At 74.0% G+C, this 22,811-nt stretch carries 25 protein-coding genes; 5 read left to right on the forward strand and 20 right to left on the reverse strand.

Going from position 1 to position 22,811, the window contains the following annotated elements; translation table 11 throughout:
• Window positions 1–4: 4 nt before the first annotated feature.
• From ABZ404_RS23890 to ABZ404_RS23945, 12 genes are all read right to left on the reverse strand, one after another.
• On the reverse strand, window positions 5–1,174 hold the full coding sequence (locus ABZ404_RS23890) for a winged helix DNA-binding domain-containing protein (protein ID WP_358831245.1): 1,170 nt from the start codon (window positions 1,172–1,174) through the stop codon (window positions 5–7).
• Window positions 1,171–1,365, reverse strand: coding sequence for a hypothetical protein (locus ABZ404_RS23895; protein WP_101391222.1), 195 nt, complete (start codon window positions 1,363–1,365; stop codon window positions 1,171–1,173). Before ABZ404_RS23895 ends, ABZ404_RS23890 begins: the two co-directional genes overlap by 4 nt.
• A gap of 145 nt (window positions 1,366–1,510) precedes the next feature.
• A complete protein-coding gene (locus ABZ404_RS23900; protein ID WP_358831246.1) occupies window positions 1,511–2,377 on the reverse strand; it encodes a phosphatidylinositol-specific phospholipase C/glycerophosphodiester phosphodiesterase family protein in 867 nt (288 codons plus the stop codon).
• Window positions 2,378–2,709: 332 nt separating this feature from the next.
• Complete coding sequence (locus ABZ404_RS23905; RefSeq protein ID WP_358831247.1) at window positions 2,710–3,366, reverse strand: ATP-binding cassette domain-containing protein; 657 nt, start codon at window positions 3,364–3,366, stop codon at window positions 2,710–2,712.
• Window positions 3,359–4,270 carry an ABC transporter ATP-binding protein gene (locus tag ABZ404_RS23910; RefSeq protein ID WP_358831312.1) on the reverse strand — a complete coding sequence of 304 codons (912 nt, stop codon included), beginning with the start codon at window positions 4,268–4,270 and terminating at the stop codon, window positions 3,359–3,361. The genes ABZ404_RS23905 and ABZ404_RS23910 overlap by 8 nt, the downstream gene beginning before the upstream one ends.
• Window positions 4,271–4,311: 41 nt before the next feature.
• Complete coding sequence (locus tag ABZ404_RS23915; RefSeq protein WP_358831248.1) at window positions 4,312–5,187, reverse strand: ABC transporter permease; 876 nt, start codon at window positions 5,185–5,187, stop codon at window positions 4,312–4,314.
• Window positions 5,180–6,145: an ABC transporter permease gene (locus tag ABZ404_RS23920; protein ID WP_358831249.1), complete on the reverse strand. Its 966-nt coding sequence runs from the start codon at window positions 6,143–6,145 to the stop codon at window positions 5,180–5,182. Before ABZ404_RS23920 ends, ABZ404_RS23915 begins: the two co-directional genes overlap by 8 nt.
• 23 nt (window positions 6,146–6,168) lie before the next feature.
• On the reverse strand, window positions 6,169–7,773 hold the full coding sequence (locus tag ABZ404_RS23925) for an ABC transporter substrate-binding protein (RefSeq protein WP_358831250.1): 1,605 nt from the start codon (window positions 7,771–7,773) through the stop codon (window positions 6,169–6,171).
• Between the two features lie 108 nt (window positions 7,774–7,881).
• Window positions 7,882–8,979: an acyl-CoA dehydrogenase family protein gene (locus tag ABZ404_RS23930; protein ID WP_358831251.1), complete on the reverse strand. Its 1,098-nt coding sequence runs from the start codon at window positions 8,977–8,979 to the stop codon at window positions 7,882–7,884.
• Window positions 8,976–10,169 (reverse strand): acyl-CoA dehydrogenase family protein, encoded by a 1,194-nt coding sequence (locus ABZ404_RS23935; protein WP_358831252.1) that lies wholly within the window; start codon window positions 10,167–10,169, stop codon window positions 8,976–8,978. Before ABZ404_RS23935 ends, ABZ404_RS23930 begins: the two co-directional genes overlap by 4 nt.
• On the reverse strand, window positions 10,166–11,134 hold the full coding sequence (locus ABZ404_RS23940; protein ID WP_358831253.1) for an NADPH:quinone oxidoreductase family protein: 969 nt from the start codon (window positions 11,132–11,134) through the stop codon (window positions 10,166–10,168). Before ABZ404_RS23940 ends, ABZ404_RS23935 begins: the two co-directional genes overlap by 4 nt.
• A gap of 166 nt (window positions 11,135–11,300) precedes the next feature.
• Window positions 11,301–11,891 carry a helix-turn-helix transcriptional regulator gene (locus ABZ404_RS23945; protein WP_358831254.1) on the reverse strand — a complete coding sequence of 197 codons (591 nt, stop codon included), beginning with the start codon at window positions 11,889–11,891 and terminating at the stop codon, window positions 11,301–11,303.
• Window positions 11,892–12,021: 130 nt separating this feature from the next.
• On the opposite strand from ABZ404_RS23945, the gene ABZ404_RS23950 reads away from it, so the two are divergent.
• Window positions 12,022–12,936, forward strand: a complete 915-nt coding sequence (locus tag ABZ404_RS23950) for an SDR family oxidoreductase (RefSeq protein ID WP_358831255.1) — start codon at window positions 12,022–12,024, stop codon at window positions 12,934–12,936.
• Window positions 12,937–12,948: 12 nt separating this feature from the next.
• Here the strand turns inward: ABZ404_RS23950 and ABZ404_RS23955 are convergent, their stop codons facing one another.
• The 3 genes from ABZ404_RS23955 to ABZ404_RS23965 form a co-directional block, all read right to left on the reverse strand.
• Window positions 12,949–13,785: an enoyl-CoA hydratase/isomerase family protein gene (locus tag ABZ404_RS23955; RefSeq protein WP_358831256.1), complete on the reverse strand. Its 837-nt coding sequence runs from the start codon at window positions 13,783–13,785 to the stop codon at window positions 12,949–12,951.
• A 102-nt stretch (window positions 13,786–13,887) separates the two neighbouring features.
• Window positions 13,888–14,628, reverse strand: coding sequence for a PIG-L deacetylase family protein (locus ABZ404_RS23960; RefSeq protein WP_358831257.1), 741 nt, complete (start codon window positions 14,626–14,628; stop codon window positions 13,888–13,890).
• A gap of 60 nt (window positions 14,629–14,688) precedes the next feature.
• Complete coding sequence (locus ABZ404_RS23965; RefSeq protein ID WP_358831258.1) at window positions 14,689–16,008, reverse strand: alpha/beta fold hydrolase; 1,320 nt, start codon at window positions 16,006–16,008, stop codon at window positions 14,689–14,691.
• Between the two features lie 161 nt (window positions 16,009–16,169).
• On the opposite strand from ABZ404_RS23965, the gene ABZ404_RS23970 reads away from it, so the two are divergent.
• The 3 genes from ABZ404_RS23970 (at window position 16,170) to ABZ404_RS23980 (ending at window position 18,126) form a co-directional block, all read left to right on the forward strand.
• Window positions 16,170–17,333: an ATP-binding cassette domain-containing protein gene (locus ABZ404_RS23970; protein WP_358831259.1), complete on the forward strand. Its 1,164-nt coding sequence runs from the start codon at window positions 16,170–16,172 to the stop codon at window positions 17,331–17,333.
• 196 nt (window positions 17,334–17,529) lie between these two features.
• Window positions 17,530–17,886 carry a PRC-barrel domain-containing protein gene (locus ABZ404_RS23975; protein WP_358831260.1) on the forward strand — a complete coding sequence of 119 codons (357 nt, stop codon included), beginning with the start codon at window positions 17,530–17,532 and terminating at the stop codon, window positions 17,884–17,886.
• A 69-nt stretch (window positions 17,887–17,955) separates the two neighbouring features.
• Window positions 17,956–18,126, forward strand: a complete 171-nt coding sequence (locus ABZ404_RS23980) for a hypothetical protein (protein ID WP_358831261.1) — start codon at window positions 17,956–17,958, stop codon at window positions 18,124–18,126.
• A 34-nt stretch (window positions 18,127–18,160) separates the two neighbouring features.
• Here the strand turns inward: ABZ404_RS23980 and ABZ404_RS23985 are convergent, their stop codons facing one another.
• Both ABZ404_RS23985 and ABZ404_RS23990 read right to left on the reverse strand, forming a co-directional pair.
• Window positions 18,161–18,448: a hypothetical protein gene (locus tag ABZ404_RS23985; RefSeq protein WP_358831262.1), complete on the reverse strand. Its 288-nt coding sequence runs from the start codon at window positions 18,446–18,448 to the stop codon at window positions 18,161–18,163.
• A gap of 125 nt (window positions 18,449–18,573) precedes the next feature.
• Window positions 18,574–19,281, reverse strand: a complete 708-nt coding sequence (locus ABZ404_RS23990) for an RraA family protein (RefSeq protein WP_358831263.1) — start codon at window positions 19,279–19,281, stop codon at window positions 18,574–18,576.
• A gap of 221 nt (window positions 19,282–19,502) precedes the next feature.
• On the opposite strand from ABZ404_RS23990, the gene ABZ404_RS23995 reads away from it, so the two are divergent.
• Window positions 19,503–20,213: a GNAT family N-acetyltransferase gene (locus ABZ404_RS23995; protein ID WP_358831264.1), complete on the forward strand. Its 711-nt coding sequence runs from the start codon at window positions 19,503–19,505 to the stop codon at window positions 20,211–20,213.
• Here ABZ404_RS23995 and ABZ404_RS24000 read toward each other — a convergent pair.
• Genes ABZ404_RS24000 through ABZ404_RS24010 form a run of 3 tightly spaced genes read right to left on the reverse strand, consistent with a single transcriptional unit; the run spans window position 20,180 to window position 22,499 of the window.
• On the reverse strand, window positions 20,180–21,151 hold the full coding sequence (locus ABZ404_RS24000) for an ABC transporter substrate-binding protein (protein ID WP_358831265.1): 972 nt from the start codon (window positions 21,149–21,151) through the stop codon (window positions 20,180–20,182). The genes ABZ404_RS23995 and ABZ404_RS24000 overlap by 34 nt on opposite strands.
• On the reverse strand, window positions 21,148–21,822 hold the full coding sequence (locus ABZ404_RS24005) for an ABC transporter permease subunit (RefSeq protein WP_358831266.1): 675 nt from the start codon (window positions 21,820–21,822) through the stop codon (window positions 21,148–21,150). The genes ABZ404_RS24000 and ABZ404_RS24005 overlap by 4 nt, the downstream gene beginning before the upstream one ends.
• Complete coding sequence (locus ABZ404_RS24010; protein ID WP_358831267.1) at window positions 21,819–22,499, reverse strand: ABC transporter permease; 681 nt, start codon at window positions 22,497–22,499, stop codon at window positions 21,819–21,821. Before ABZ404_RS24010 ends, ABZ404_RS24005 begins: the two co-directional genes overlap by 4 nt.
• Between the last annotated feature and the right edge of the window lie 312 nt (window positions 22,500–22,811).

Here is a 22,811-nt window from a genome sequence, read left to right on the forward strand (position 1 = left end):
CGTCCTACGCGCAGAGCCCGCGCTCCAGCGGGGTCCGGAAGCTCGGACGGATCCGTACGTCCCCGAAGAACTCCGCCATCCGTGCCGCCTCGGCGTCCACGGCCCGCTCGGCGGCGGCGCCCACGTCCTCGAAGACCCGGGTGACGATCTCGCCGTCCGGGCGCTGCGCCCAGCCGCCGACGATCCGGCCGTTCCACCACACGGAGGGGCCGATGTTGCCGGTCTTGTCGAAGAGTTCGGCCTTGTGCCCGGCGTTCAGGTACCAGTCGCGGTGGCGCCAGCCCATCGGGGTCGGGTCGAGCGCCGGGAGCAGCGCGGCCCAGGGTTCGGGCGCGGGCGGCGGCTCCAGTTGGTGGGGCAGGGCGTGACCGGGGCCCTCGTCGAGGTCCACGCCCACCGCCTCGGTCCCGGCCAGGGCCCTGCGGGTCTCGGTCAGCGTCCAGCCGGTCCACCACTTCACGTCCTCGGTGGTGGCGGGGCCGAAGGCGTCCAGGTAGCGGGCGGCCAGCTCGGTCCTGGCGGTGTCGGCCGCGAGCTCGGGGTGCGACTCCGCGACCGTCCAGCGGAACTGGCTGGATGCCCAGCTGCCGAGGGGCCGCCCGCGCCGGATGCGGCCCTCGGCGGCCAGGACGCCCAGGAAGCGGCTGGTGATGCGGGGCTTCGCCTCGTACGGTTTGCCGGCTGCCATGACGATCTGCGACTTCAGGTCCGGTACGTCTTCGGCCAGTTGCGCCGCCGTGGCCTCTCCGCGCTCGGCGAGGGCCGCGAGGACCGCCTCCTCCGTGGCGGCGAACCACCGCGCGTCGAAGCCGAGTTGTTCGCCGATCACCTTCGCCAGATCCGCGCGCATCCGGACGGCGACGGCCCTGGCCGCCGCCGCGTCGGCGACCGGGGCGAGCTCCGTGGGCAGCACGAACATCGTGCGGCGCATACAGAGCATCCGCACGAGTGAGTGGTCCTCGTACAGGGCCCGTTCCAGCTCCGCCACCGAGGCCGTGCCCGTGCGCGCGGCGACCGCCAGGAAGACCGTGGCGGGATCGGTGGCGTGCAGCGCCACCAGGGCCCGGGCCACCTCCTCGGGAGTGCTCGCGCGTGTGGCGGACGTGAGCAGATGGCGGGGGCCGAGGCGGGCGCGCCGCGCCTCGGCGGTGAACCTCCGGCGGACCGATGTCATGGTCTGAGGCTACCGACCACGCTCGCCGTGGCGTTGAGCCCGTCCTGGATCGTGGGAGCCATGCTCGTACCGGCGAGGAAGAAGCCGAGCAGCACGCAGACCATCGCGTGCGACGCCTTGAGCCCGCCGCTGCGCAGGAAGATCACCGCCAGCACCACGAGCAACAGCACCACCGAGATCGAAATGGCCATGGCCAACCTCCTCCGCCGCGCCGGAATTGCGGCATTCGGCGGCCAGTGTGGCGGAGGAGGCGGGCCGGTCGGGCGTATGGCGTGTCCGCCGTACGGGTGCTGTTGGCGGGTGACGTCCCGTCATGGACACGGGTCCGGCCCGGGTCTACTCGCCGTGGGCGCGCAGGAAGGCCTCCAGGCCCGCGAGGTCGTCGGTGTTGATGTGGTCGACGCCGGCGGCGAGCAGTTCGCGCCACAACGCGTCCCGCTCGGGCCCCGGCAGGTCCGGGGTCGCCCAGAACCGCACCCGCTGCCGGTGCGCGTGGGCCCGCGCGACGAACGTCCGCAGCCTGCGGCGTTCGGCGGCCGGGAACGGACCGGCGCCCAGCCAGGTGAAGCTCTGCGTCCAGTTGCCGCTGATGAGCGGGATGAAGGCGGCGGTGGCGGCCGTGCCGAGGTCTTCCGGGCGGCCGTCGTAGAAGGCGTGGCGCACCTGCTGCGCCTCCATGGGCGCGCGGGCGCCGCGGTCGCCGGAGACGACGGGGGTGACGGCGCCGGGCGTGACACGGCCGTACGCGTAGGTGCTCAGCATGCGGCGGTACGGGCGCAGCCGCCGGTCGAGTTCCCGGTAGGCGGCGGCGCCGTCGGTCTTGATGTCCACCAGGAGCTGTACGGGCCGGTGGTGGCCCCGGTACACCGATCCGTGGTGGGCGCGGACCCGGGCCATCAGCGGGTCCAGGTACAGCCTTTCCAGGGTCCGGGTCGGGTCGAGGCCGGCCGGGTCGTGGGCCACCAGGAGCTGTCCGTCGACCAGGAAGACATCGGCCTCGACGCTGGTGAAGCCGTGGGCGAGGGCGTCGAGGAGGGGGTGCGGGTGCTCGTAGTCGTTGTGCGCGTGGGCCCGGCGCAGCGGCCGGGGCCCGGCGGGACGGGCGCCGGGGCGCTCGGCCGCGGTGGCGACGGGTGCGAGGGCGGCGGTGGCGGCGGCCGCGGCGAGAGCGGCGACGGCACTGCGGCGGGTCGGTCGGGCCATGGGGTGCTCCCGGGGGCGCGGGGACGGGCGGACGCGACCGAGTATGCGTGCGGGCCGGGCCCGACCGGCAGCCCGCTTCGCAGAGTTGGCCGGTACTTCGCCGGCTGGTCATCCCGGCGGTCACCCGGGCGGTCTTCTCCGGGAGGGGGCCCGGCGACGCGTACGCCCGCCGAGCCGCAGCCGGGGCGCCGGCCGCCCCGCACAGACAACCGGCACCCTTGCGGGGTGTCCACAGGAGTGACGGGGACGCGCACGGGAGGAGTCGTCGCCCGCGGGGGGCGGGCCGGGACGCGGCGGCGAGCCGCCCTCAGGACCCGTCCCCAGCAGGCACGTTACTGCGACAGCTCGCCCCACTCGGCTCCCCGGTCGCACCACCGCGCCAGCAGGGTGCGGTCGTGGCCCACGGCCAGGAGCGAGGCGGACGTCTCGCGCCGGTAGCGTTCGACCACCGCCACCAGGGCCGCCGTCGTGGAGGCGTCCAGCATCGCCGTCATCTCGTCGCAGACCAGCAGCCGGGGGCGCAGGACCAGGGCGCGGGCCAGGCAGGCGCGCTGCAGCTGGCCGTCGCTGACCTCGTGGGGGCGGCGGTTGAGCAGGTCGCCGCCGAGGCCGACCAGGTCGGCCAGTTCGTCGACGCGCTCGCGGACCTCGATCCTGCGGCCGGTCGCGCGCAGCGGCTCGGCTACCAGGTCGCGCAGCCGCAGCCGGGGGTCGGCGGCGAGCCGGGGCGACTGGAAGACGACCCCGACCGCGGTGCGCCGCGCGCGCGGGGCGCGGTGGCGCCACTGGGTGACCAGGGCGCCGTCGAGGGTGACCGTGCCGTTGTCCGGCCGGTGCAGCAGCGCCGCGACCCGGGCCAGGGTGGACTTGCCGCAGCCGCTGGGGCCGAGCAGGCCGACCGCCTCGCCGGGGGCGACGGTCAGGCTCGCCTCGCGGACGACGGGGCGGCCGCGCTCGTACCCGGCGGTGATGTTCTTCAGGTCAAGCACGGCCGGGCTCCTCCAGGTGGTGACAGGCGACCTGGCCGTCGAACGGGGGCAGGGTGCCGCACCGGTCGGTGGCCCGTTCGCAGCGGGGAGCGAACGCGCAGCCCTCCGGGAGGTCGCCCAGCTCGGGCGGCATCCCGGGAATGGGCGTGAACGCCCGCTCCGCAAGCGCGTCGAGCAGACCCCGAGCATACGGGTGACGGGGTCCGCTCCCGCCGAAATACGAGGTGGCGTCGGCGAGTTCCACGACGCGCCCGGCGTACATCACGGCCACCCGGTCGGCGATCCGCTCGGCCGCCGCCAGATCGTGGGTGATCATCAGCAGCGCCCGGCCCTCGTCGGCGGTGCGGCGCAGTTCGTCGGCCGTGCGGTCCACCAGGTCGCGGTCGAGGCCGGTCGTCGGCTCGTCCGCCAGCAGCAGCGGCGCGTCCCCGACGAGGGCGAGCGCGGTCGCGGCCCGCTGGGCGAGGCCGCCGGACAGCTCGTGCGGGTAGCGGTCGAGGTGGCCGGGCGGGAAGGCGGCCCGCGCGGCGGCGGCCTCCGTCGCCGCGCGCAGCTCGCGCCGCGGGGTGCGGGTGAGTTCGCGCAGGGTCTCGGCGAGCTGGGCCCGTACGGTCCGCACCGGGGTGAGGTGGGCGGCCGGGCTCTGCGGTACAAGACCGACGCGGCGCCCCCGTACCGTACGCGCGAGGGTGCGTTCGTCGGCCGCGAGCAGGTCCAGGGGGTCGCCGCCGCCGTGCAGCACGGCGCTCCCGGCCGTCTCGGCGTTGCCGGGCAGCAGGCCGAGCAGGGCGGAGGCGAGGACGGACTTGCCGCAGCCGCTCTCGCCGACCAGGGCCAGGCACTCCCCCGCCGCCAGGTCGAAGGAGACCTCGGTGACGGCGGCGACGTGGTGCCCGCCGCGCATCCGGAAGCGTACGGACAGGCCGCGTACCGCGAGGACCGTGGTCACAGCATCAGCTCCGATCGGCGGCGCGGGTCGAGGCGTTCGCGCCAGGCGCCGGCCAGCCCCGCGACGGCGAGGGTCGGGATGATCAGCAGCAGGCCGGGGAAGAGGGTCGGCCACCAGTGGCCGGTGAGCAGCGAGCCGCGGGCCGACTGGACGAGGTTGCCGAGGCTGGCCTGGTGGCTGGGCAGGCCGAGGCCGAGGAAGGAGAGCGCCGACTCGTGCCACATGGCGTGCGGCACCATCAGCACCGCGGCGAGCCCGGCCTTCGGCAGCACGCCCGGCAGCAGATGGCGCAGGGTCACCCGCAGCCGGGAGGCGCCGCCGGAGACCGCCGCGTCGATGTAGGGGCGCGAGCGCAGGGAGAGCACTTCGGCGCGCACGATCCGGGCCGTGGACAGCCAGTGGGTCAGGGCGACCGAGGAGATCACCGGCCACACCCCGGGCCGGAACATGGCGACCACGAAGATGCCGAGCAGCAGGTGCGGCACCGAGGAGAACACGTCCACGAGCCGCATGACCAGCCGGTCGGTCCAGCCGCCGAGGGCGGCGGACGCGGCGCCGACGACCGTGCCGACGAAGGTGGCGACCAGCGCGGCCACCACACCGACCAGCAGCGAGATCCGCAGCCCGTACACACTGCGCAGCAGGAGGTCGCGGCCTACGTCGTCGGTGCCGAACGGGTGCTCGGGGGACGGCGGCAGGAGCTTGTGCGAGAGGTCGACGGCCTGCTGGTCGAGGTGGGCCAGCGGCGGTACGAGGAGGACGGCGAGGACGGCCGCCGCGAGGATCACGGCCGAGGTGCGCACCTTGAGGGTCCGGATGGAGCGGCGCACGCGGCCGTGCGCGCGCCATCGGAGCTCGGGGGTGTCAGCCATCGAAGCCCACCCTCGGGTCGGCGAGGCCGTACAGCAGGTCCGACAGGAGGTTGCCGAGCAGGACGGCGGCGGTGGCGAGCACGGTCAGGGCGGCGAGCAGCGGGAAGTCCACGGAGGTCGCGGCCTGCACGGTGGCGGCGGCGATCCCGGGCCAGCTGAAGACGGTCTCCACCAGCAGGGCGCCGGTGATGAGTTCGGGCACGCGGGAGCCGACGAGGGTGAGCATCGGCAGCATGCCCGAGCGCAGGGCGTGGCCGAGCAGGACGGTCCGTTCGCTCAGTCCGCGCGCGCGTGCCCCGCGTACCGGGTCCTCCTCCAGCGCGTCGGCGACGCCCTGGCGTACGTACAGGTAGAACCAGGGCAGTTGGGAGATGCCGAGGACGGCGGCGGGCAGCACGAGGTGGCTCGTGACCTGGCCGGTGGTGACGGTGTCGCTGGCCGTGTCGGTCAGTCCGCCGGCCGGCAGCACGTCCAGCTTCAGCGCGAAGAACCAGATGGCGAGGAGTCCGAGCCAGAAGGCGGGTGCGGCCTCCAGGGTGTACGCGAGGGAGCTGACGGCCCGGTCGAGCAGGCCGCCCGGGCGGCGCGCCGCGAGCACGCCGAGCCCGGTGCCGAGGAGGACCGCGACGAGGAAGGCGGTGGCGGCGAGCAGCACCGACCAGCCGAGCCGTTCGCCGATGACGTCGGCGACGGGCTGGCGCAGGACGGTGGAGTCGCCGAGGTCGCCGGTGAGGGCCGCGGTCAGCCAGTTCCACCAGCGGGTGAGGAGGGGCTGGTCGACGCCGAGGTTGGCGCGCAGCTGGTCGAGGTCGTCCTGCGAGGCTGTGAGGCCGGCGGTGCCGGCGTAGGCCTTGACCGGGTCGAAGGGGGAGGCGGCGGCCACGGCGAAGACGCCGAAGGTGACCACGAGCAGGACGGGGGCGGCGAACAGGGTCCGCCGCCCCGCCATCCGTGCCATCGGCCCCCAGGGGAGGCGGCGGCTCACTTCTTGGGCGCCCAGGTCTCGACGTTCCACCAGGGCCCGGAGGCGAGGCCGTGGTCGTGCGGCTCGGTCTGGGTGGACAGCCCGTCCCAGCGGTCGGACACGACGTAGAGGTGGTCGATGTGGGTGAGGAAGGTGTAGCCGGGGTCCTTCACCAGTTCGCGCTGGATGGTGTCGTAGGCGGCCTTGCGCACGGCGGTGTCACCGCTTCGGCGGGCCTCGTCGAGCGCCTTGTCGACGGCCGGGTCGGTGTACCACGCCATGTTGTTGAAGCCGTCGCCCGCGAGGGAGGACTTGAGCAGGGTGTACTGGTCGAAGTCGGGGTCGGCGGGCGAGCCGCCGCCCGCGAGGACCGCCTCGTCCTTCATCTTCGGCTCGATGACCTCCCAGGTGCCGGACCGGGTGGTGACCGCGATGCCCGCCTTCTTGGCGTCGGAGGCGTAGGCGAGGGCGTGGTCCTGGCGGAGTTTGTCGCCGGAGAGGTACCAGAGCGGGAAGGCGGCGCGGACGCCGTCCTTCTCGCGGATGCCGTCGGGGCCGGGCTTCCAGCCCGCCTCGTCGAGGATCTTCTTCGCCCCGGCGAGGTCGTGGGGCCGCTCGGTGCCCTTGGCGAACCAGGGGCTGCCGGTCGGCACCGGCCCGTAGGCGGGCTTGCCCGCGCCGTCGAGGATCTTGTCGACCATCGCCTGCCGGTCGACGGCGAGGTCGAGCGCGCGGCGCACGGCGGTGTCGCCGGTGACCTTGTTGCCGGTGGGCAGGGTCACGTTGCGGTAGTCGTAGGTCTTCGCCGTCCAGGTCTTCTTGTGCTTGTCCTTGGCGAACCCCTGGGCGAGGGCGGGCGGCAGGATGGCACCGTCGAGGTCGCCGGAGCGCAGCCGGGTGGCGCGCACGTCGTCGTCCTTGATGACGGCCATGGTGAACTTCTTCACCTTGGGCGCGCCGCCCCAGTACGACGGATTGGCCTCGAAGGCGATCTTCTCGCTCCTCGACCACTTGAGGAGCTTGTACGGCCCGGTGCCCACGGGGGCGGTGGCGAAGGCGCCGGTGTTGACATCCTGCCTGCCCGCGATGTGCTCGGGCACGATCGGCAGCACGGTGCGCTGGGCGAACGGCGCGTAGGGGTACTTGAGGGTGAAGACCACCGTGGCGTCGCCCTCGGCGCGCACGTCCTTGATGGCGTCGAGTTCGCCCTTGGAGGGGTTGTTGGTCTTCGGGTCGAGGATCGTCGTGTAGGTGAAGACGACGTCCTTGGCGGTGAACGGCTTCCCGTCGCTGAACGTCACGCCCTTGCGGAGCCTGTACGTGTAGGTCAGCCGGTCGGCGCTCACCTCGGGCAGCGCGACGGCGAGCGCGGGCCTGAGCGCCATGTCCGCGTCGAGGGTGAGCAGCCCGTCGAAGATCTTGGAGTTGCCGTCCTTGCCGTAGCCGAGGAGCGGGCTGAGCGTCTCGGGCTCGTAGGCGATGCCGACGACCGCCGAGTCCCTGGCGCCGCTCTGCCCGCCCTCGCCGGGGTTGGAGCAGGCGACCGCGGTGAGGGCCAGTGCTCCGGCCAGCGCCGCGGCGCCCGCTCCTCGTATCGCCCCGCGGATCGAACGGGCCGCCATGCCCCACACCCCTTATTGAAGATCGACTGTTATTGCGAATGGCTCGCAACAGCTCGCCATTTAAACAGTACGCAAAGGGGTGGTCAAAAACGGGACACTCGTCGCGGACTACGCGGGTCCGGGCAGCCCCACGATCTCTGCGACCGACGCGCGGTGCTCCCCGGCCGAACCCAGCGCGCTCTGCGCCGACTTGGCCCGCTTGAGGTAGAGGTGTGCCGGGTGCTCCCACGTCATCCCGATGCCGCCGTGCAACTGCACGCACTCCTCGGCCGCGCGCACCGCGACCCGTGAGCAGTACGCCTGCGCGACCGCCACCGCGAGCGGCGCGTCCGGGCTCGCGGTCGCCAGCGCGTCGGCCGCGTTGCGCGCCGCGGCCCGCGCCGACACCACCTCCAACCACAGCTGCGCCATCCGGTGCTTGAGCGCCTGGAAGGACCCGACGGGCCGGTTGAACTGCTTGCGGTCCCGGGTGTACGCGACGGTCTCCGTCAGGCACCACTCGGCGACGCCCAGTTGCTCGGAGGCGAGCAGCCCGGCCCCGGCCAGCAGGCCCCGGCGCGCGGCGGCCAGGCCGGTGTCCGCGTCGGCGAGGAGCGTGCCGCGCGCCCCGTCGAGGCAGACGTCGGCGAGCGGGCGGGTGAGGTCGAGCGGAGTGAGCGCGGTCAGGGCCGCTTCGCCCGCCTCGACCGCGTGCAGGCCCTGCGCGGTCGGCACGAGCAGGACGTCGGCGGTGGCGGCGTCCGCCACGGTCCGTACGGTCCCGGCGAGCCCGTCGCACGGCCGCAGCGAGCCGGGCCCGTACGAGAAGGGCACGGCCAGCACCGCCGTCCTGCGCCCGGACGCCAAATCGGACAGCAGCGAGGCCACTTCGGGGGTGGCCGTGCCGAGGCCGAGCAGGGTCTCGGTGGCGACGACGGCGCTGGTGAGGTACGGGACCGGGGCGACGCTCCGGCCGATCTCCTCCAGAACCACCGCGGCCTCGCGGTGCCCGGCGCCCTGGCCGCCCAGCTTCTCCGGCACCAGCAGCCCCGCGAGCCCCATCTCGGCGCCGAGCGCCTGCCAGAGGCGCGGGTCGTAGGGGGTGTCGGACTCGGCGCGGGCGAGCGCCGACGGGGTGTCGGTGCGGTCGGCCAGCAGGGAGCGCACGGCGGCCCGGAGGTCTTCCTCGGCCTCCGAGTACAGCAGGTCGGGAGCGGTCTCGGTCATCGGGCCAGGTCCTTCCAGGCGATGTCCTTGTCGTTGCGCGGCTCGGCGGGCAGCCCGAGGACGCGCTCGGCGACGATGTTGAGGAGCACCTCGCTGGTGCCGCCCTCGATGGAGTTGCCCTTCGAGCGCAGGTACCGGTAGCCGGCGTCCCGGCCGGTGAAGTCGACCAGTTCGGGCCTGCGCATGGTCCAGTCGGAGTACAGCAGGCCCTCCTGCCCCAGGAGTTCGACCTCCAGGCCGCTGATCTCCTGGTTGAGGCGGGCGAAGGCGAGCTTCATGCCCGAGCCCTCGGGTCCTGGCTGGCCGGCCATCAGCTGCTGGCGCAGCCGCTCCCCGGTGAGGCGGGCGACCTCGGCCTCCACCCAGAGCGTGAGCAGCCGCTGGTGCAGGTCGTGGGTGCGCAGGTCGGGGCGCTCGCGCCAGGTCCGCGCGACCGGCCCGATCATGCCGCCCTCACGGGGCAGCCGCATCCCGCCGATGGAGACGCGCTCGTTCATGAGCGTGGTCTGCGCGACCTTCCAGCCCTCGCCGACCGCGCCGAGGCGGTGGGCGTCGGGGATGCGGACGTCGGTGAGGAAGACCTCGTTGAACTCGGCCTCGCCGGTGATCTGGCGCAGCGGGCGCACCTCGACCCCGGGGTCGGTCATGTCGCAGATGAAGTAGCTGATGCCCTGGTGCTTGGGCAGGCCGGGGTCGGTGCGGGCGATCAGGATGGCCCAGCGCGCGAGATGGGCGCTGGAGGTCCACACCTTCTGCCCGTTGACGATCCAGTCCTCGCCCTCGCGCACGGCCCGGGTGCCCAGCGCCGCGAGGTCGGAGCCGGCGCCCGGCTCACTGAACAGCTGGCACCACACCTCCTCGCCGACCCACAGCGGCCGCAGGAACCGCCGCTTCTGCTCCTCGGTGCCGTACTTGAGCACGGTCGGCGCGGCCATCCCGAGGCCGATCCCGATCCGGCGCGGGTCGTTGTCGGGCGCGCCCGCCGCCGTCAGCTCCGCGTCGACGACCGGCTGGAGCGAGCGCGGCGCCCCGAGCCCGCCCAGGCCCACCGGGTAGTGCACCCAGGCGAGCCCGGCGTCGAAGCGGGCCCGGAGGAAGTCGAGCGCCTCGGTGGTCGCGGGCGGGTGGGCGGCCAGCAATTCCCGGGTGAGGGCGCGCAGTTCCGCCGCGTCGGGCTTGCGCTCGCTCATCGGCCCGCTCCGTCCGGGAGCACCACGACGCGGCCGGTGGTGGTGCCGTCCGCGACCCGCTGGACGGCCGCGGCGGCGTCCCGCATCGGCACGCGCTCGCTGATCAGCGGCTTGACGGCGCCCTTGGCGGCGAGCTCGGTCAGCTGCTCGTGGCAGCGCAGGATGGACGCGGGGTCCTTCTGCGCGTACAGCCCCCAGTGCAGTCCGACGATCGAGTAGTTCTTCACCAGGGCGTGGTTGAGGGCGGGCGCGGGGATGCTGCCGCTGGCGAAGCCGACGACGAGGATGCGGCCCTCGAAGGCGACGCACTTGGCGGACTTGGCGTACGCGTCGCCGCCGACCGGGTCGTAGACCACGTCCGCGCCGCGCCCGCCGGTGGCGTCCTTCACGGCCGCCACGATGTCCTCGCCGCGCCGGTCGATGACCAGGTCACAGCCCAGCTCCCGGGCGATGGCGGCCTTGTCGGCCCCGCCGACCACGCCGATGACCCTGGCCCCGGCCGCCTTGCCGAGCTGGACGGCCGCGCTGCCGACGCCCCCGGCCGCCGCGTGCACCAGCAGCGTCTCGCCCGCCCGGAGGTTCGCCCGGCGGTGCAGGCCGAACATGCCGGTCTGGTAGCCGATGTGCAGGGCGGCGGCCTCGGCGTCGTCGAGCGCGTCGGGCGCGGGCAGCAGGGCGGCCGCGTCGGCGACGACATGGTCCGCGAGGCCGCCGAAGGGCAGCACGGGGTTGGCGATGACGCGCCGCCCGTCCTCGGTCTCCCCGCAGATCTCCACCCCCGGGGTGAACGGCAGCGGCGGCTTGATCTGGTACTGCCCCCGGCACAGCAGCGCGTCCGGGAAGTTGATGTTCGCGGCGCGCACCTTGAGCAGCACCTGCCCCGGGCCCGGGGTGGGGGGCTCGACCTCTTCGAGGCGCATCACCTCACCGGGCTCGCCGTTCTCGTGCACTCGCCATGCCTGCATTCGGGGCCTCCACGCGCCGTAGGTGCTGCGTACCCTTGCGCATCGCATACTAAGCGGTCGCTTGCCGCTGAGGGAACAGGTCCGGGAAGGAACGGGTGCCGGGGCGGCACAGGTGTCAGTAAGAATCAGGGGACGTGAAGGCACAGGCGACGGGCGCCCTCACCCGTTACGAGCCCCCGCTCCGGGGCCGCGCCCGGACGTGCATCCGCTCCCCCTGCGGCCCGAACAGGCTCAGATACTCCACGGGCGCGTCCCCGGCCGGCCCGAACCAGTGCGGCAGCCGGGTGTCGAACTCGGCCGCCTCCCCCGCTCCCAGCACCACGTCGTTCCCGGCGAGCACCAGCCGCAGCCGCCCCGCCAGCACGTACAGCCACTCATACCCCTCATGGATACGGGGCTCCGGCGGACAGGCCGAGCCCCGGTCCACCACCTTGTACGCCTGGAGCCCGCCGGGCTGGCGGGTGAGCGGCACCATGGTCTTCGCGCCGCGCACGATCGGTTTGGCCCGCACCCGGGGGTCCCCGACGGGCGGGGCACCCACCAGGTCGTCGAGCGGCACCTGATGGGCGCGGGCGATCGGCAGCAGCAGCTCCAGGCTGGGCCGCCGACGCCCGGACTCCAGGCGGGAGAGCGTGGAGACGGAGATCCCGGTCGCCGCCGACAGGTCCCCGAGCGTGGCCCCGCGCTCCTTGCGGATCCGCCGGAGCCGGGGGCCGACCTCGGTCAGCACGTCGTCGAGTGCGCGTTCCTCGTCCATCCGCCCATTGCAGATTCGGCAAAGGGGATTGTCAATCCGGCCGTACGCGACCGGTGCGGCCGGTCGAGGCCGCCGGGCACCCCTGCGCCGCGCCTGGAGTATTGGGGGTATTGCCGGTAGGGATGCGCCCATGACGGACGACACCGCACCCCCGGCCACCCCGCTCCCCGGCCTGCCCGCCCCTCCCCCGCCGGGCGCCAGCGCCCTCCCGCCGGGGACGTACGAGGGGACCGTCGTCCTGGTGACGGGCGGCGGCTCCGGGCTCGGGAAGGCCATGGCCGCCGAGTTCGCCCGGCTGGGGGCGGACCTGGTGATCCTGGGGCGCGGAGAGGAGCGGCTGGCGGCGGCGCGGGGGGAGTTGGCGGCGCTCGGCGGACGCGTGACCGCGGCCGTCTGCGACGTACGGGAGCCGGAGGCGGTCGCCGCCGCCTTCGACCGGGCCGAGCACGAAGCCGGGCTGCCCGGTGTGCTCGTCAACAGCGCGGCCGCCAACTTCCCCTGCCCCGCCGAGGACCTGTCACCCAACGCCTGGCGCGCGGTCGTGGACACCACGCTGACCGGTACGTGGTTCACGACCCGCGAGTTCGGCCGCCGCCACCTCGCGGCCGGGACACCCGGGTCGGTGATCAACGTGGGGGCGTCGTACGCCTGGACCGGCGGTCCGGGGTTCGCCCACTCGGCGGCGGCGAAGGCCGGGGTCCGCACCCTCGTGGAGACGCTCGCGGTGGAGTGGGGGCCCTACGGCATCCAGGTCAACGGACTCGTACCGGGGCTCTTCCCGCACCCGGACATGCCCGGGGCCATCCGGGCGGGGCTGGACACGGCGGCCGGGCGCGGTGAACTCGACGCCCGGCAGCCCGCGTTACGGGTCGGCGAGCCCCGGGAGCTGGGCTGGGCGGCGACCTTCCTGGCGTCCCCGTACGCCCGTTTCATCAGCGGCCACACGCTGGTGGTGGACGGGGCGAACTGGCAGCGCCGCACGGTGGTCGCGGCGCCGGTGACGCCCGTACGGGAACAGTTGGGGCGCGGGCCGTTCGGGAGGTGAGCCGCCTCGCCGTCACCTTCCTTCGAACGTCGGCGGGCGGCGCGCCGCCTTCGCCGTGTAGCCCTCGCGGGCGTCCTCGGAGGTGAGGGTGAGGGCGGCGGCCAGGGCCGTACGGTCGAGGGCTTCGGCCAGACCGGCGTCGGCGAACGCGTCGATGTTCCGCTTGACCGCCCGCACGGCGAACGGGGCGTTGGCCGCGATCTCGTCGGCGAGCGTCCGCGCCTGCCTCTCCAGCTCGTCGGCGGGAGCGACGAGCTGGACGAGCCCGAGCCGTTCGGCGGTGGGCGCGTCGATCCGGCGGCCGGTGAGCGCCAGGAGCTTCGCCCAGCCCGCGCCCGCGTCCCGGGCGATCCGCAGGTCGCCGCCCGCGTCCACGGCGACCCCGATCCCCGTCTCGGGCAGCGCGAACACCGCGTCCCGCGCGGCGACGCGGATGTCGGCCATGAGCGCGAGTTCGAATCCGAAGCCGAGGCAGTGGCCCTGGACAGCCGCGACCACGGGCTGCGGCAGCCGCGCGAACGCGGCGAAGCGCTCGTGGACCCAGCGGATGCCCTCGTGGTAGCGGTGGGTGCGCTCGGCCGGGGAGCGGCCGGTGATGGCGCCGCCCGGGGCGGTGACATCGATCCCGGCGCAGAAGGACCGTCCCTCGGCGCGCAGCAGGACGGCACGCACGGCGTCGTCGAAGCGGAGGCGGTCGGCGAGGACGCCGAGCTGGCGGCTGGACTCCCAGCTCCAGCCGTTGAGTTTCTCGGGGCGGCAGAGGGTGAGGATGCCGAGCCCCTGCCCGGTGACCTCCAGACGTATCCGCTCCTCGCCGTCCCGGATCTCCCGGTCGAGGGTGTCGATCACTCCGGGCCCCCATCCCGTAGCAGAACAGGAAACTGACGCCCCGTCAGGATAGGTGGTGGCGGGGCCGGACGGGAAGGTCCCGCCCGGCCCCGCTCCCTTCCCCTACCGGGGGAACAGCTCGAACGGCACCGCCGGGCGGCCTCCGAAGCGGGCGGCGGCGCGCTCGGCGTTGGCGGTCAGGAAGGTGCGGCAGTAGGTCTCGGGCTCCTCGTCGGTGAGGCCCTCGATGTAACTGCGGTGCTCCATCAGGGAGTCCACCGACCGCTCCAGCCCGGCGGTGGCGTCGACCGCGTGGGTCGGGGAGTCGGATCCGGCCACCGCCACCCACCGCACGCCGTTCCACGGCTCCAGGCCCTGCTCGGTGAGCTCGGGGAAGATCCAGCGGTTGCCGGCGTCCCCGGCCGCGTCGAGCGTGGCCCGGCCGACGGCCCGGTGGTCGGGCGTGTTCCAGACGACCCCGCCCCAGGTGTCCCGGTGGTTGAGCGTGATGACCAGCTCGGGGCGGTGGCGCCGGATGGCGGCCGCGATGTCCCGGCGCAGGCCGAGTCCGTACTCGATCACCCCGTCCCGGTGGTCGAGGAACTCCACCGCCGAGACGCCGACGACGGCCGCGCTCGCGCGCTGCTCCCGCTCGCGCAGCGGCCCGCACGTGGCGGGGTCGATGCCGTCGATGCCCGCCTCGCCACGGGTGGCGAGCACGTAGGTGATCTCACGGCCCGCGTCCGTCCATCCGGCGATCGCCGCGGCGCACCCGTACTCCAGGTCGTCCGGGTGGGCGACGACCGCGAGGGCGCGCTGCCAGTCGTCCGGCATCTCTTCCAACTGCTGCAACTCCGTTGTCATAGCCGCAGCTTACGAGCCCGAGGCGGCGTCGCCGCGCCACGTCCCAGCGTCGCGTGACGGCTACACCTCACCGCGTACGAGGGCGAGCAGCCGGTCCAGGACGCGCTCGCCGCCCGCCCGTACGCCGTCGTGTTCGTACTCGTCGGTGACCCAGGTGCGCAGCCCCCGCACCGCGCGCGCGGTGGCGAGCGAGTGCGCGGTGTCGACGTACATGTCGTCGTGGTAGACGGCGGCGGCCACCGGCACCTCGTTGGCGGCGAGCGCGGCCGTGTCGTACAGCGGCGTCCAGTCCGTGCGGGCGGCCAGCAGCTCGGCCGTCTCGCGCAGGGGGCGCAGCGCGGGGTCGGCCTCGAAGTGCCAGGGGTGCACGGATTCACCGGTGAACAGGACCGGCCCGTCCGAGGCGAGGGCCTTCTCGGCGCAGAACGGGGGGAACTCGGCGCGGACCCGCTCGGCGGACCAGGCGGTGGGGCGGGCGTCCTGGGCGTAGATCGCCTCGTGGAGGACGGCGTACAGGGGGTGGGCGGCGAAGGAGAGGGCCGCCCGCACGCCTTCCTGGAAGGCGTCGGAGAGCGCGGGCCCGGCGGCGGTGCGCACGAAGGCGTCTTCGAGGAGGTAGTGCAGCTGATGGGCGCCGTCGCCACCGCCGAGGAGGATGCCGAGGGACTGGAAGGCCGCCGGGGTCAGCACGTATCCGCCGGGCAGGACGGCGGGTTCGCCGATCAGGTGCTCGGTGATCCGGCGCACCCGCTCGACGTCCTGCGGATAGCGGGCGTAGTACGCGGCGTTCTTGCGCTCGATGCGCGGGTGGGCCGCCCGGTACACGTCGTCGGCGTGGGCGTCCAGGGAGGGCAGTCCGCCGGTGATCAGGACGGCGGCCAGGCCCTCGGGCGCGGTGGAGAGGTAGTGGGTGGCGCAGAACCCGCCGAAGCTCTGGCCGAGGACGGTCCAGGGCGCGCCGCCCGTGAGCCGGCGGCGGATCAGCTCGCAGTCCCTGACGATGGAGTCGGCGCGGAAGTGGGTGAGGTGGTCCGCCTGTTCACGGGGGCCGCCGCGCAGGGGGAGGGTCTGGCGGTTGGCGGGAGTGGACAGGCCCGTGCCGCGCTGGTCGAGCAGGAGCACCCGGAAGTCACGCAGCGCGCGCCCGAGCCAGGCCTGCCGCCCGATGAACCGCCGGGCGCCGAAGCCGGGACCGCCCTCCAGATACAGCAGCCAGGGCAGCCGCTCCCGTTCGGCGGCGCGGCCGGCGGCGACGACCTCGCGCGCGTAGAGCTCGATCTGCTCGCCGTCGGGGCGGGCGTGGTCGAGCGGTACGGCGAAGCGGTGGTCGAGGAGGACGGTTCCGGGCTGGCGGTAGGCGGGCGCGGCGGCGGTGGTCAAGGGGACGGGCTCCTGGTCTCGGCGTGGATCCGGGCCGGCCCAGTGGATCACACCGGCCGGTCGGCGCTCCGCCCGCCCGGCGGCATCCGGCCGTCCGCCCGGCGCACTCCCCCGGCGGCCGTCCGTGTGCGCAGGGGCGGCGGGGCTCCTAGCGTGGGTCCATGATCAGGTTCGAGCGGGTCAGCAAGGTGTATCCGGACGGCACGACCGCCGTCGACGGCCTGTCCTTCGAGGTGGCCGAGGGGGAACTGGTCACCCTGGTCGGCCCCTCGGGCTGCGGCAAGACCACCACCATGATGATGGTGAACCGCCTGATCGAGCCGACGTCCGGCCGCATCCTGGTGGACGGCGAGGACATCGCCTCGCTCGACCCCGTGAAGCTGCGCCGCCGCATCGGCTACGTCATCCAGCAGGTGGGCCTGTTCCCGCACCGCACGGTCCTGGACAACACGGCGACCGTGCCGGCGCTGGTGGGCTGGAAGCGGGCGAAGGCGCGGGCGCGGGCGGCCGAGCTCCTCGACCTGGTGGGCCTCGACCCCGGGACGTTCGGCTCCCGCTACCCGGCCCAGCTCTCGGGCGGGCAGCGCCAGCGCGTCGGCGTGGCCCGGGCGCTGGCGGCGGACCCGCCCGTGCTGCTCATGGACGAGCCGTTCGGGGCGGTCGACCCAGTGGTGCGCGAGCGCCTCCAGAACGAGTTCCTGAGCCTCCAGGCGACCGTGCGCAAGACCGTCCTGCTGGTCACGCACGACATCGAGGAGGCGGTGCGGATGGGCGACCGGATGGCGGTGTACGGAGAGGGCCGCATCGAGCAGTTCGACACCCCGGCGGCGGTCCTGGGCGCCCCGGCCACCCCGTACGTGGCGCGGTTCGTGGGCGCGGACCGGGGCCTGAAACGGCTGTCGGTCACCACCGTCGAGGAGGCCGACCTGGAGCAGCCCCCGCTCGCCCGCCTCGACGAGCCCGCCGCCGTGGCCGCCGCGCGGCTGCGCGGGACCGGGGCGCGCTGGGCGGTCGTCCTCAACGCCTCCGGTGAGCTCCACGGCTGGGCCTCCACGGAGGAGCTCGCGCTGGCCGGCACCCCGGCCACGGTGGCGGACCTGGCCCGCCGCATGGAGGCCTGGGTGCCGCTGGGCGCCCCGCTGAAGCAGGCGTTCAGCGGGATGCTCCAGTACGACGCGGGCTGGGTCGCCGTCCTGGACGGCGCCCACTTCGCGGGCGTCCTGACCCCCGCGAAGCTGCACGAGGCGCTGCGCAGGTCGGTGGACGCGGATGCGCAGGGGGTGGCGCGGGAGGAGGTGGAGTTCGACTCCGTGGCGGATGCGTAGGGGCCCGACGCCCTGGCCCGCGTGCCGCTCCGGCAGCCCTCCGGGTCGGTGGACCGGCGCGGGCCGTGGCCCGTCCCGCCGACCGGTGGGTGCGGTGGGCATGGCGGCCGGGCGCGATCGGGGGCAGGCTGGAAGGGCGGAGGCCCGCCGGGGGCCTCGAACGGTCCCCAACGGTCCCTACCGAAGGAAACCCGCCATGATCACCGCTGCCGATGTCCGCGAGTGGCGCAACGAGGCCGTGGTGGATCCCAAGGGGCACAGGATCGGGGTGCTCGAAGCGGTGTACGTGGACACCGGCACCGACGAACCGGCCGTGGCCACCGTCCTGACCGGCCTGCCCACCCGTCGCCGCCTGGTCTTCGTCCCCGTCGGGGAGGCGGTCCTCGGCCCCCACTACGTCCAGGTCCCGTATCCCCGGGCCCAGGTCCGGCAGGCCCCGTCCATCGGGACGGACGACGTGCTGCCCGCCGAAGAGGAGGAGGCGATCTTCCAGTACTACGACCTGGAGTACCACCCGGGCGCGTCCGGCGAGCGCCGGCTGGCCCGCCGGTAGCCCCGCCGAGCCCACCGCCCCGTACCGAGGGGCCGAGGGAGGGCTCCCCGACGAAGGAGATGGCCGCTCATGGCGATGTTCCTGTTCCTCATCCTCGTGGCCGTCGTCCTGGGACTGATCGGCGCGGTCGCGCACGGCCTGGGCTATCTGCTGGCGATCGGCGTCGTCGTCCTGGTGGCCGACGTGGCCTTCTTCGCCGTGCGCTGGTCGCGTCGTCGCGGACGACGGCCGGTGAGGTGAGGGCGGACGGGCGGCCGGTGACCGCCGCAGGGGGTTACGACCGGTTGACCCGACCCGCCACCGCGTGGCCGACCAGCAGATACACCACTGCGGGCAGCCCGTAGTTGAGGATCGTGCGCCAGTCGTCCGACTCGACGTTGAACATGTCACGCGACCAGCCCGAGAGCCAGTTCGCCGCGTGGTGGACCCAGGACACCAGGTCGTTCGCGGTGTTGGCGTCCAAGAGGTGGAAGACGATCCACAGGATCAGGATCACCGCGGTGATGTCCGCGATGATGAGGATGATCGTCGCTGCTGGGTTCCCGCCATAGCGTCTGGACATGTCGAACGGGTTGCCGGACGGGCCGAGTTGAAACCGGTCATGTGTCCGGCTGCTGTCACGAGGTTCACCGTGTACTGAGATGTACGGCGCGCCCGGTGAGGCGCGCCCTCCGCGGGTAGCCCGTCCTATTCCTCGATAGCCCCGCCGACCGCGCGCAGATGTTCGCGGAACGTGAGCGCCGGGTTGCCCTCGCGGTCGGCGAGGTAGCGGGTGAACCGCACCTGCTCACGCAGGGAGTCGCCCGCGCGGATGCGCTCCGCCTGAAGGCGCTCGGTGTCGCGGATCGTCTCCGCCACGGTGAGGAGTTCGGCCGCCCGGTCGGCGGGCACGAACAGCACACCGTCGTCGTCCCCGAACACCACGTCCTCGCGGCCGACGGTCCACTCCCCCACGGTGGCCGCCTCCAGGGCGTCCTTGGGACGGCCGTCCAGCCGCTGCGGCCCGGTCGGGGTCGCGCCCATGCTGAACACCGGCAGCCCGATCGCCAGGATGTCGGCCGTGTCGCGGTGCAGACCCCAGATCACCACGCCGGACAGCCCGGCGTTCTCGGCCTCCAGGACGGCCAGGTCCCCCACGCACGCCTCGTCGAGCCGCCCTCCGTTGTCGACCACCAGGACATCACCGGGTGCGGCCCGCTCGTACGCCTCCAGGAAGATGTCGACACTGCCGACGTGCCGCGCCGGCGCCACCCGCCCGGCCACGCGTCCACCGTCCACCACGGGACGCAGGACGGGCGGCGCGCACCGCACCGGCACGCGTGCGCGCAGGCACGCGTCCGCCACGTGCGCGGTGGTCAGTGTCGCGAACCGGCTGATGAGTTCGTCGTGATCCATGCCTTCGTGTCCCTCTCGCCCTTCGCTGCCCGTACTTCCACGTGGCTCCATTGTGGGGTCCGGCACCGGCACGGACCCCTCACTTTCCGTACGCTCCCGTCCAGTCCCGTACGCTCCCCCGCCGCTTCCGTACGGACGTGAACGTGTGGACGTGAAAAACCGGGGCGGACCGTCCACGGGAGCGGCCCCCTTCGGCGCCGATCCACTGCCATGATGGGCCCATGCCCCAGCTGGTCCCTGCCGTTGTCCCGGCAGGCCGCCTCGGACGGTCCGACCAACCGGCCCTGGCGGTATCCGCCGGTCTGTTCCTGCGGCCCTGGGAACTCGACGACGCGTCATTCGTTTACCAGGCGTACCAGGATCCGGCGATCCAGCACTGGACGCGGCGCCGGGCGGACTGCGAGATCGAGACCCGGGGGTGGATCGCGCGCTGGCGGCAGGGCTGGCGGGCCGAGACGGACGCGCACTGGGCGGTGGCGCGCGCCTCGGACGGTGCCCTGGTCGGCTGGGTCGCGCTGTGCTGCCTGGACCTGGCGGTGGGCCGCTCCGAATGCCGGTACTGGATCCTGCCCTCGGTCCGCGGCCAGGGCGCGGCGCCCGCCGCGGTCTCCGCGCTGGCCTCGTGGGCGCTGGACACGGTGGGCCTGCACCGGATCGAGATCGCCCACCCGATGGCCAACCACGCCGCCTGCCGGGTCGCCCTGAAGTCGGGTTTCCCGACGGAGAGCACCCGCCGCAGCGCCCAGTTGCACGCGGACGGCTGGCACGACGTGCACGTCCACGTGTGCGTCCAGGAGAGCGCCGACGATCCGGAGGACCCGCTGCCGGCGGAGCGCGCGGCCGGGCACGTCCAGCGGCGGCTGCACCGGCGCGGCAAGGACCGGCTGCGGGACCGCATTCAGGGCCGCAGAAGACCCTTCGACACCAAGTAGTCCCTGGCCACGTCCGTCGCCAGCCGCCGCCAGCTGTCCACCCGCTCGTTGAGACGCGCCAGGTCGGCGGTGGTCAGCACGGTGTTGAGCGCGCCCAGCGCCCGCGTCACCCCCTCGCTCCCGGCCCGCGACCGGTTGACGACGGGCACGATGTAGTCGGCGTTCTGGAGGTGCCGGTCGTCGGCGAGCAGGACGAGCCCGAAGGCGTCCAGGGTGGCGTCCGTCGTCGTGGTGAGGACCATCTGGTCCTGCCCGTTCTGCACGGCCTGCTTGGACTGGGTGGTGCCTACGCCCTTGGGGTCGACGGCGGTGATGTCGATGCCGTACGTCTTCTTCAACCCCGGTTCGCAGTACGGCCGTTGCACGCACTCGTCCCCCGCCGCGAGCCGTACGGGAAGCTTCGCCGCGCCCAGGTCGCTGAGCGTCTTCAGCCGGTGGCGGCGGGCGTACGCGGCGGTCACGGCGAAGGCGTTCTGGTCGACGGCCCGGCCGGGGTCGAGAACGGTGAGACCGCGCGGGGCGGCCAGGGCGCGCAGGGCCTTCATCGTGGTGGCCAGGTCGGGCGAGCCGACCGGGGGCGCGTCCGGACCGTGCGCCTTGGCGTTGAGCCAGTCGGCGAAGGTCGCCGCGTACTCCGGCACGACGTCGATCTGCCCGGCCTCCAGGGCGGGCTCGTACAGCTCGCGGTTGGTGACTGAGAGGATCTTGGTGCGGTACCCGGCGCGGTCGAGCAGCAGGGCGTACATCTGGGCGAGCAGATCGCTCTCGGTGAACCCGGCGGTCCCGATGGTGAGGTGTCTGCTGTCGCCGGGGGGTGCGGTGACGGCGCCCTGGTTCTCCAGGGCGGGGCCGGTGGTGCAGGCGGTGAGGGAGGTCGCGGCGAGCAGTCCGGAGGCCAGGGCGAGCCGGGCTCTGGCCCGGGACCGCCGGGCCCTCATGCGGACCCGCCCCTCGCCCACACCGGCCCCAGCCGCTGGACGACCTCGAAGACCGCCTCCACCAGCAGCGCGAAGACGGCGACGAGGACGGCCCCGGCGACGACCTGCGGGGTGGAGGCGAGGTTGAACCCGGCGGTGATGATCCGTCCCAGTCCGCCGCCGCCCGCGAGCGCGGCGAGGGTGGCGGTGGCGACGAGCTGCACGGCGGCGATCCGGACGCCGGTGAGGACGAGCGGCAGCGCCAGGGGCAGTTCGACCCGCCGGAGCATCTGGCCGCCGGTCATCCCCATGCCGCGCGCGGCCCGGACGACATCGCGGTCGACCTCGCGCATCCCGACGTAGGCGTTGGTCAACAGCGGCGGCACGGCGAAGAGGACGAGGGCGACGATGGTGGGCGCCTCGCCGTGCCGGCCGAGCGGGGTGAGGAGCAGCAGGACGAGCACGGCGAAGGTGGGCACGGCCCGGCCGATGTTGGAGAGGTTGACGGCGAGGGCGCCGCCCTTGCCGAGGTGGCCCAGGACGAGGGCGACGGGCAGCGCGAGAAGGCAGCTGAGGACGAGGCAGAGCGCGGTGAGCCAGAGGTGTTCGCCGAGCCGGTGCCAGATGCCGTTCTCCCCGTGCCAGTGGGCGGAGCTGGTGAGCCAGGACCAGGCGTCGGAGAGCGTGTTCATGCGCGTACCGCCCGGGTCCAGGGGGTGAGCAGCCGCTGGGCGAGGAGGAGGACGAGGTCGGCGGCGACGGCGATGACGACGCAGAGGACGGAGGCGGTCAGGACCTGCGCCTTGAAGTAGGTGTTCATCCCGGAGTAGATGAGGTTGCCGAGCCCGCCGTAGCCGACGATGGCGCCGACGGTGACCAGGGAGACGGCGGAGACGGTCGCGATCCGCAGCCCCGCCATCGCGGCGGGCAGGGCGAGCGGCAGCTCCACGGCGAGGAGCAGGCGTACGGGCCCGTACCCCATCCCGCGCGCGGCCTGCCGGGTGTCCTCGGGCACGGCCCGCAGGCCCGCGAGGATGTTGCGTACGAGGAGGGTCAGTGAGTACAGCACGAGTCCGGCGACGACGAGGGTGGCGGAGAGTCCGTACACCGGCAGGAGCAGCGAGAACATCGCGAGGGAGGGGATGGTGTAGAGGACGGTGGTGAGCCCGAGTACGGGTCCGGCGGCCCACCGCCAGCGCCGCGCGGCGATGGCCAGCGGGAGGGCGAGGGCCAGCCCGACGACGACGGAGACGGCGGTCAGCTGGAGGTGCTGGACGACGGCGTCCCAGAGGATCGAGCGGCGGGAGGAGAGGTAGTCGCCGCAGATCCAGTCGTTGCGGGCGAGGCAGTCGTCGGGGGGCGCGGTCACTGCTCCACCTCCCGGGCGCGGTCGCTCCTGCGTCCATTGGAGCGTGGCGGGCGGGCGGGCGCGCGCGGACGTGGGCCGAGAGGGTGGGGGTGCGGCCGGGCGCCAGGACCGGGACAGGGCCGGCCGGGGCGGGCACCCGGTGGCTGACCTCGGCCGCCACTGCGGGCAGGGCCGACGCGGAAGGGGCCGACGGTGACGGCACGACGCCTCCTGGCCCCCGGCCCGTACGCAGGTGAGGGCGGCGGGCTCAGCGGTGGCCGGGCGCCCGGCCGGGGCGGTCCGGGTACCTCCGCCGGGGCCGTCCGGGTACCT

It is taken from the genome of Streptomyces sp. NPDC005878 (assembly GCF_040629815.1).
In the GTDB taxonomy this organism is placed as follows: Bacteria; Actinomycetota; Actinomycetes; order Streptomycetales; family Streptomycetaceae; genus Streptomyces.

Excerpts from the sequence above, each read along its gene's own strand:
- ABZ404_RS23890 (WP_358831245.1), bottom strand. The coding sequence starts at position 1,174 with ATGACATCGGTCCGCCGGAGGTTCACCGCCGAGGCGCGGCGCGCCCGC.
- ABZ404_RS23895 (WP_101391222.1), bottom strand. The coding sequence starts at position 1,365 with ATGGCCATTTCGATCTCGGTGGTGCTGTTGCTCGTGGTGCTGGCGGTG.
- ABZ404_RS23900 (WP_358831246.1), bottom strand. The coding sequence starts at position 2,377 with ATGGCCCGACCGACCCGCCGCAGTGCCGTCGCCGCTCTCGCCGCGGCC.
- ABZ404_RS23910 (WP_358831312.1), bottom strand. The coding sequence starts at position 4,270 with ATGCGCGGCGGGCACCACGTCGCCGCCGTCACCGAGGTCTCCTTCGAC.
- ABZ404_RS23915 (WP_358831248.1), bottom strand. The coding sequence starts at position 5,187 with ATGGCTGACACCCCCGAGCTCCGATGGCGCGCGCACGGCCGCGTGCGC.
- ABZ404_RS23920 (WP_358831249.1), bottom strand. The coding sequence starts at position 6,145 with ATGGCACGGATGGCGGGGCGGCGGACCCTGTTCGCCGCCCCCGTCCTG.
- ABZ404_RS23925 (WP_358831250.1), bottom strand. The coding sequence starts at position 7,773 with ATGGCGGCCCGTTCGATCCGCGGGGCGATACGAGGAGCGGGCGCCGCG.
- ABZ404_RS23930 (WP_358831251.1), bottom strand. The coding sequence starts at position 8,979 with ATGACCGAGACCGCTCCCGACCTGCTGTACTCGGAGGCCGAGGAAGAC.
- ABZ404_RS23935 (WP_358831252.1), bottom strand. The coding sequence starts at position 10,169 with ATGAGCGAGCGCAAGCCCGACGCGGCGGAACTGCGCGCCCTCACCCGG.
- ABZ404_RS23940 (WP_358831253.1), bottom strand. The coding sequence starts at position 11,134 with ATGCAGGCATGGCGAGTGCACGAGAACGGCGAGCCCGGTGAGGTGATG.
- ABZ404_RS23945 (WP_358831254.1), bottom strand. The coding sequence starts at position 11,891 with ATGGACGAGGAACGCGCACTCGACGACGTGCTGACCGAGGTCGGCCCC.
- ABZ404_RS23950 (WP_358831255.1), top strand. The coding sequence starts at position 12,022 with ATGACGGACGACACCGCACCCCCGGCCACCCCGCTCCCCGGCCTGCCC.
- ABZ404_RS23960 (WP_358831257.1), bottom strand. The coding sequence starts at position 14,628 with ATGACAACGGAGTTGCAGCAGTTGGAAGAGATGCCGGACGACTGGCAG.
- ABZ404_RS23970 (WP_358831259.1), top strand. The coding sequence starts at position 16,170 with ATGATCAGGTTCGAGCGGGTCAGCAAGGTGTATCCGGACGGCACGACC.
- ABZ404_RS23975 (WP_358831260.1), top strand. The coding sequence starts at position 17,530 with ATGATCACCGCTGCCGATGTCCGCGAGTGGCGCAACGAGGCCGTGGTG.
- ABZ404_RS23980 (WP_358831261.1), top strand. The coding sequence starts at position 17,956 with ATGGCGATGTTCCTGTTCCTCATCCTCGTGGCCGTCGTCCTGGGACTG.
- ABZ404_RS23985 (WP_358831262.1), bottom strand. The coding sequence starts at position 18,448 with ATGTCCAGACGCTATGGCGGGAACCCAGCAGCGACGATCATCCTCATC.
- ABZ404_RS23990 (WP_358831263.1), bottom strand. The coding sequence starts at position 19,281 with ATGGATCACGACGAACTCATCAGCCGGTTCGCGACACTGACCACCGCG.
- ABZ404_RS23995 (WP_358831264.1), top strand. The coding sequence starts at position 19,503 with ATGCCCCAGCTGGTCCCTGCCGTTGTCCCGGCAGGCCGCCTCGGACGG.
- ABZ404_RS24000 (WP_358831265.1), bottom strand. The coding sequence starts at position 21,151 with ATGAGGGCCCGGCGGTCCCGGGCCAGAGCCCGGCTCGCCCTGGCCTCC.
- ABZ404_RS24005 (WP_358831266.1), bottom strand. The coding sequence starts at position 21,822 with ATGAACACGCTCTCCGACGCCTGGTCCTGGCTCACCAGCTCCGCCCAC.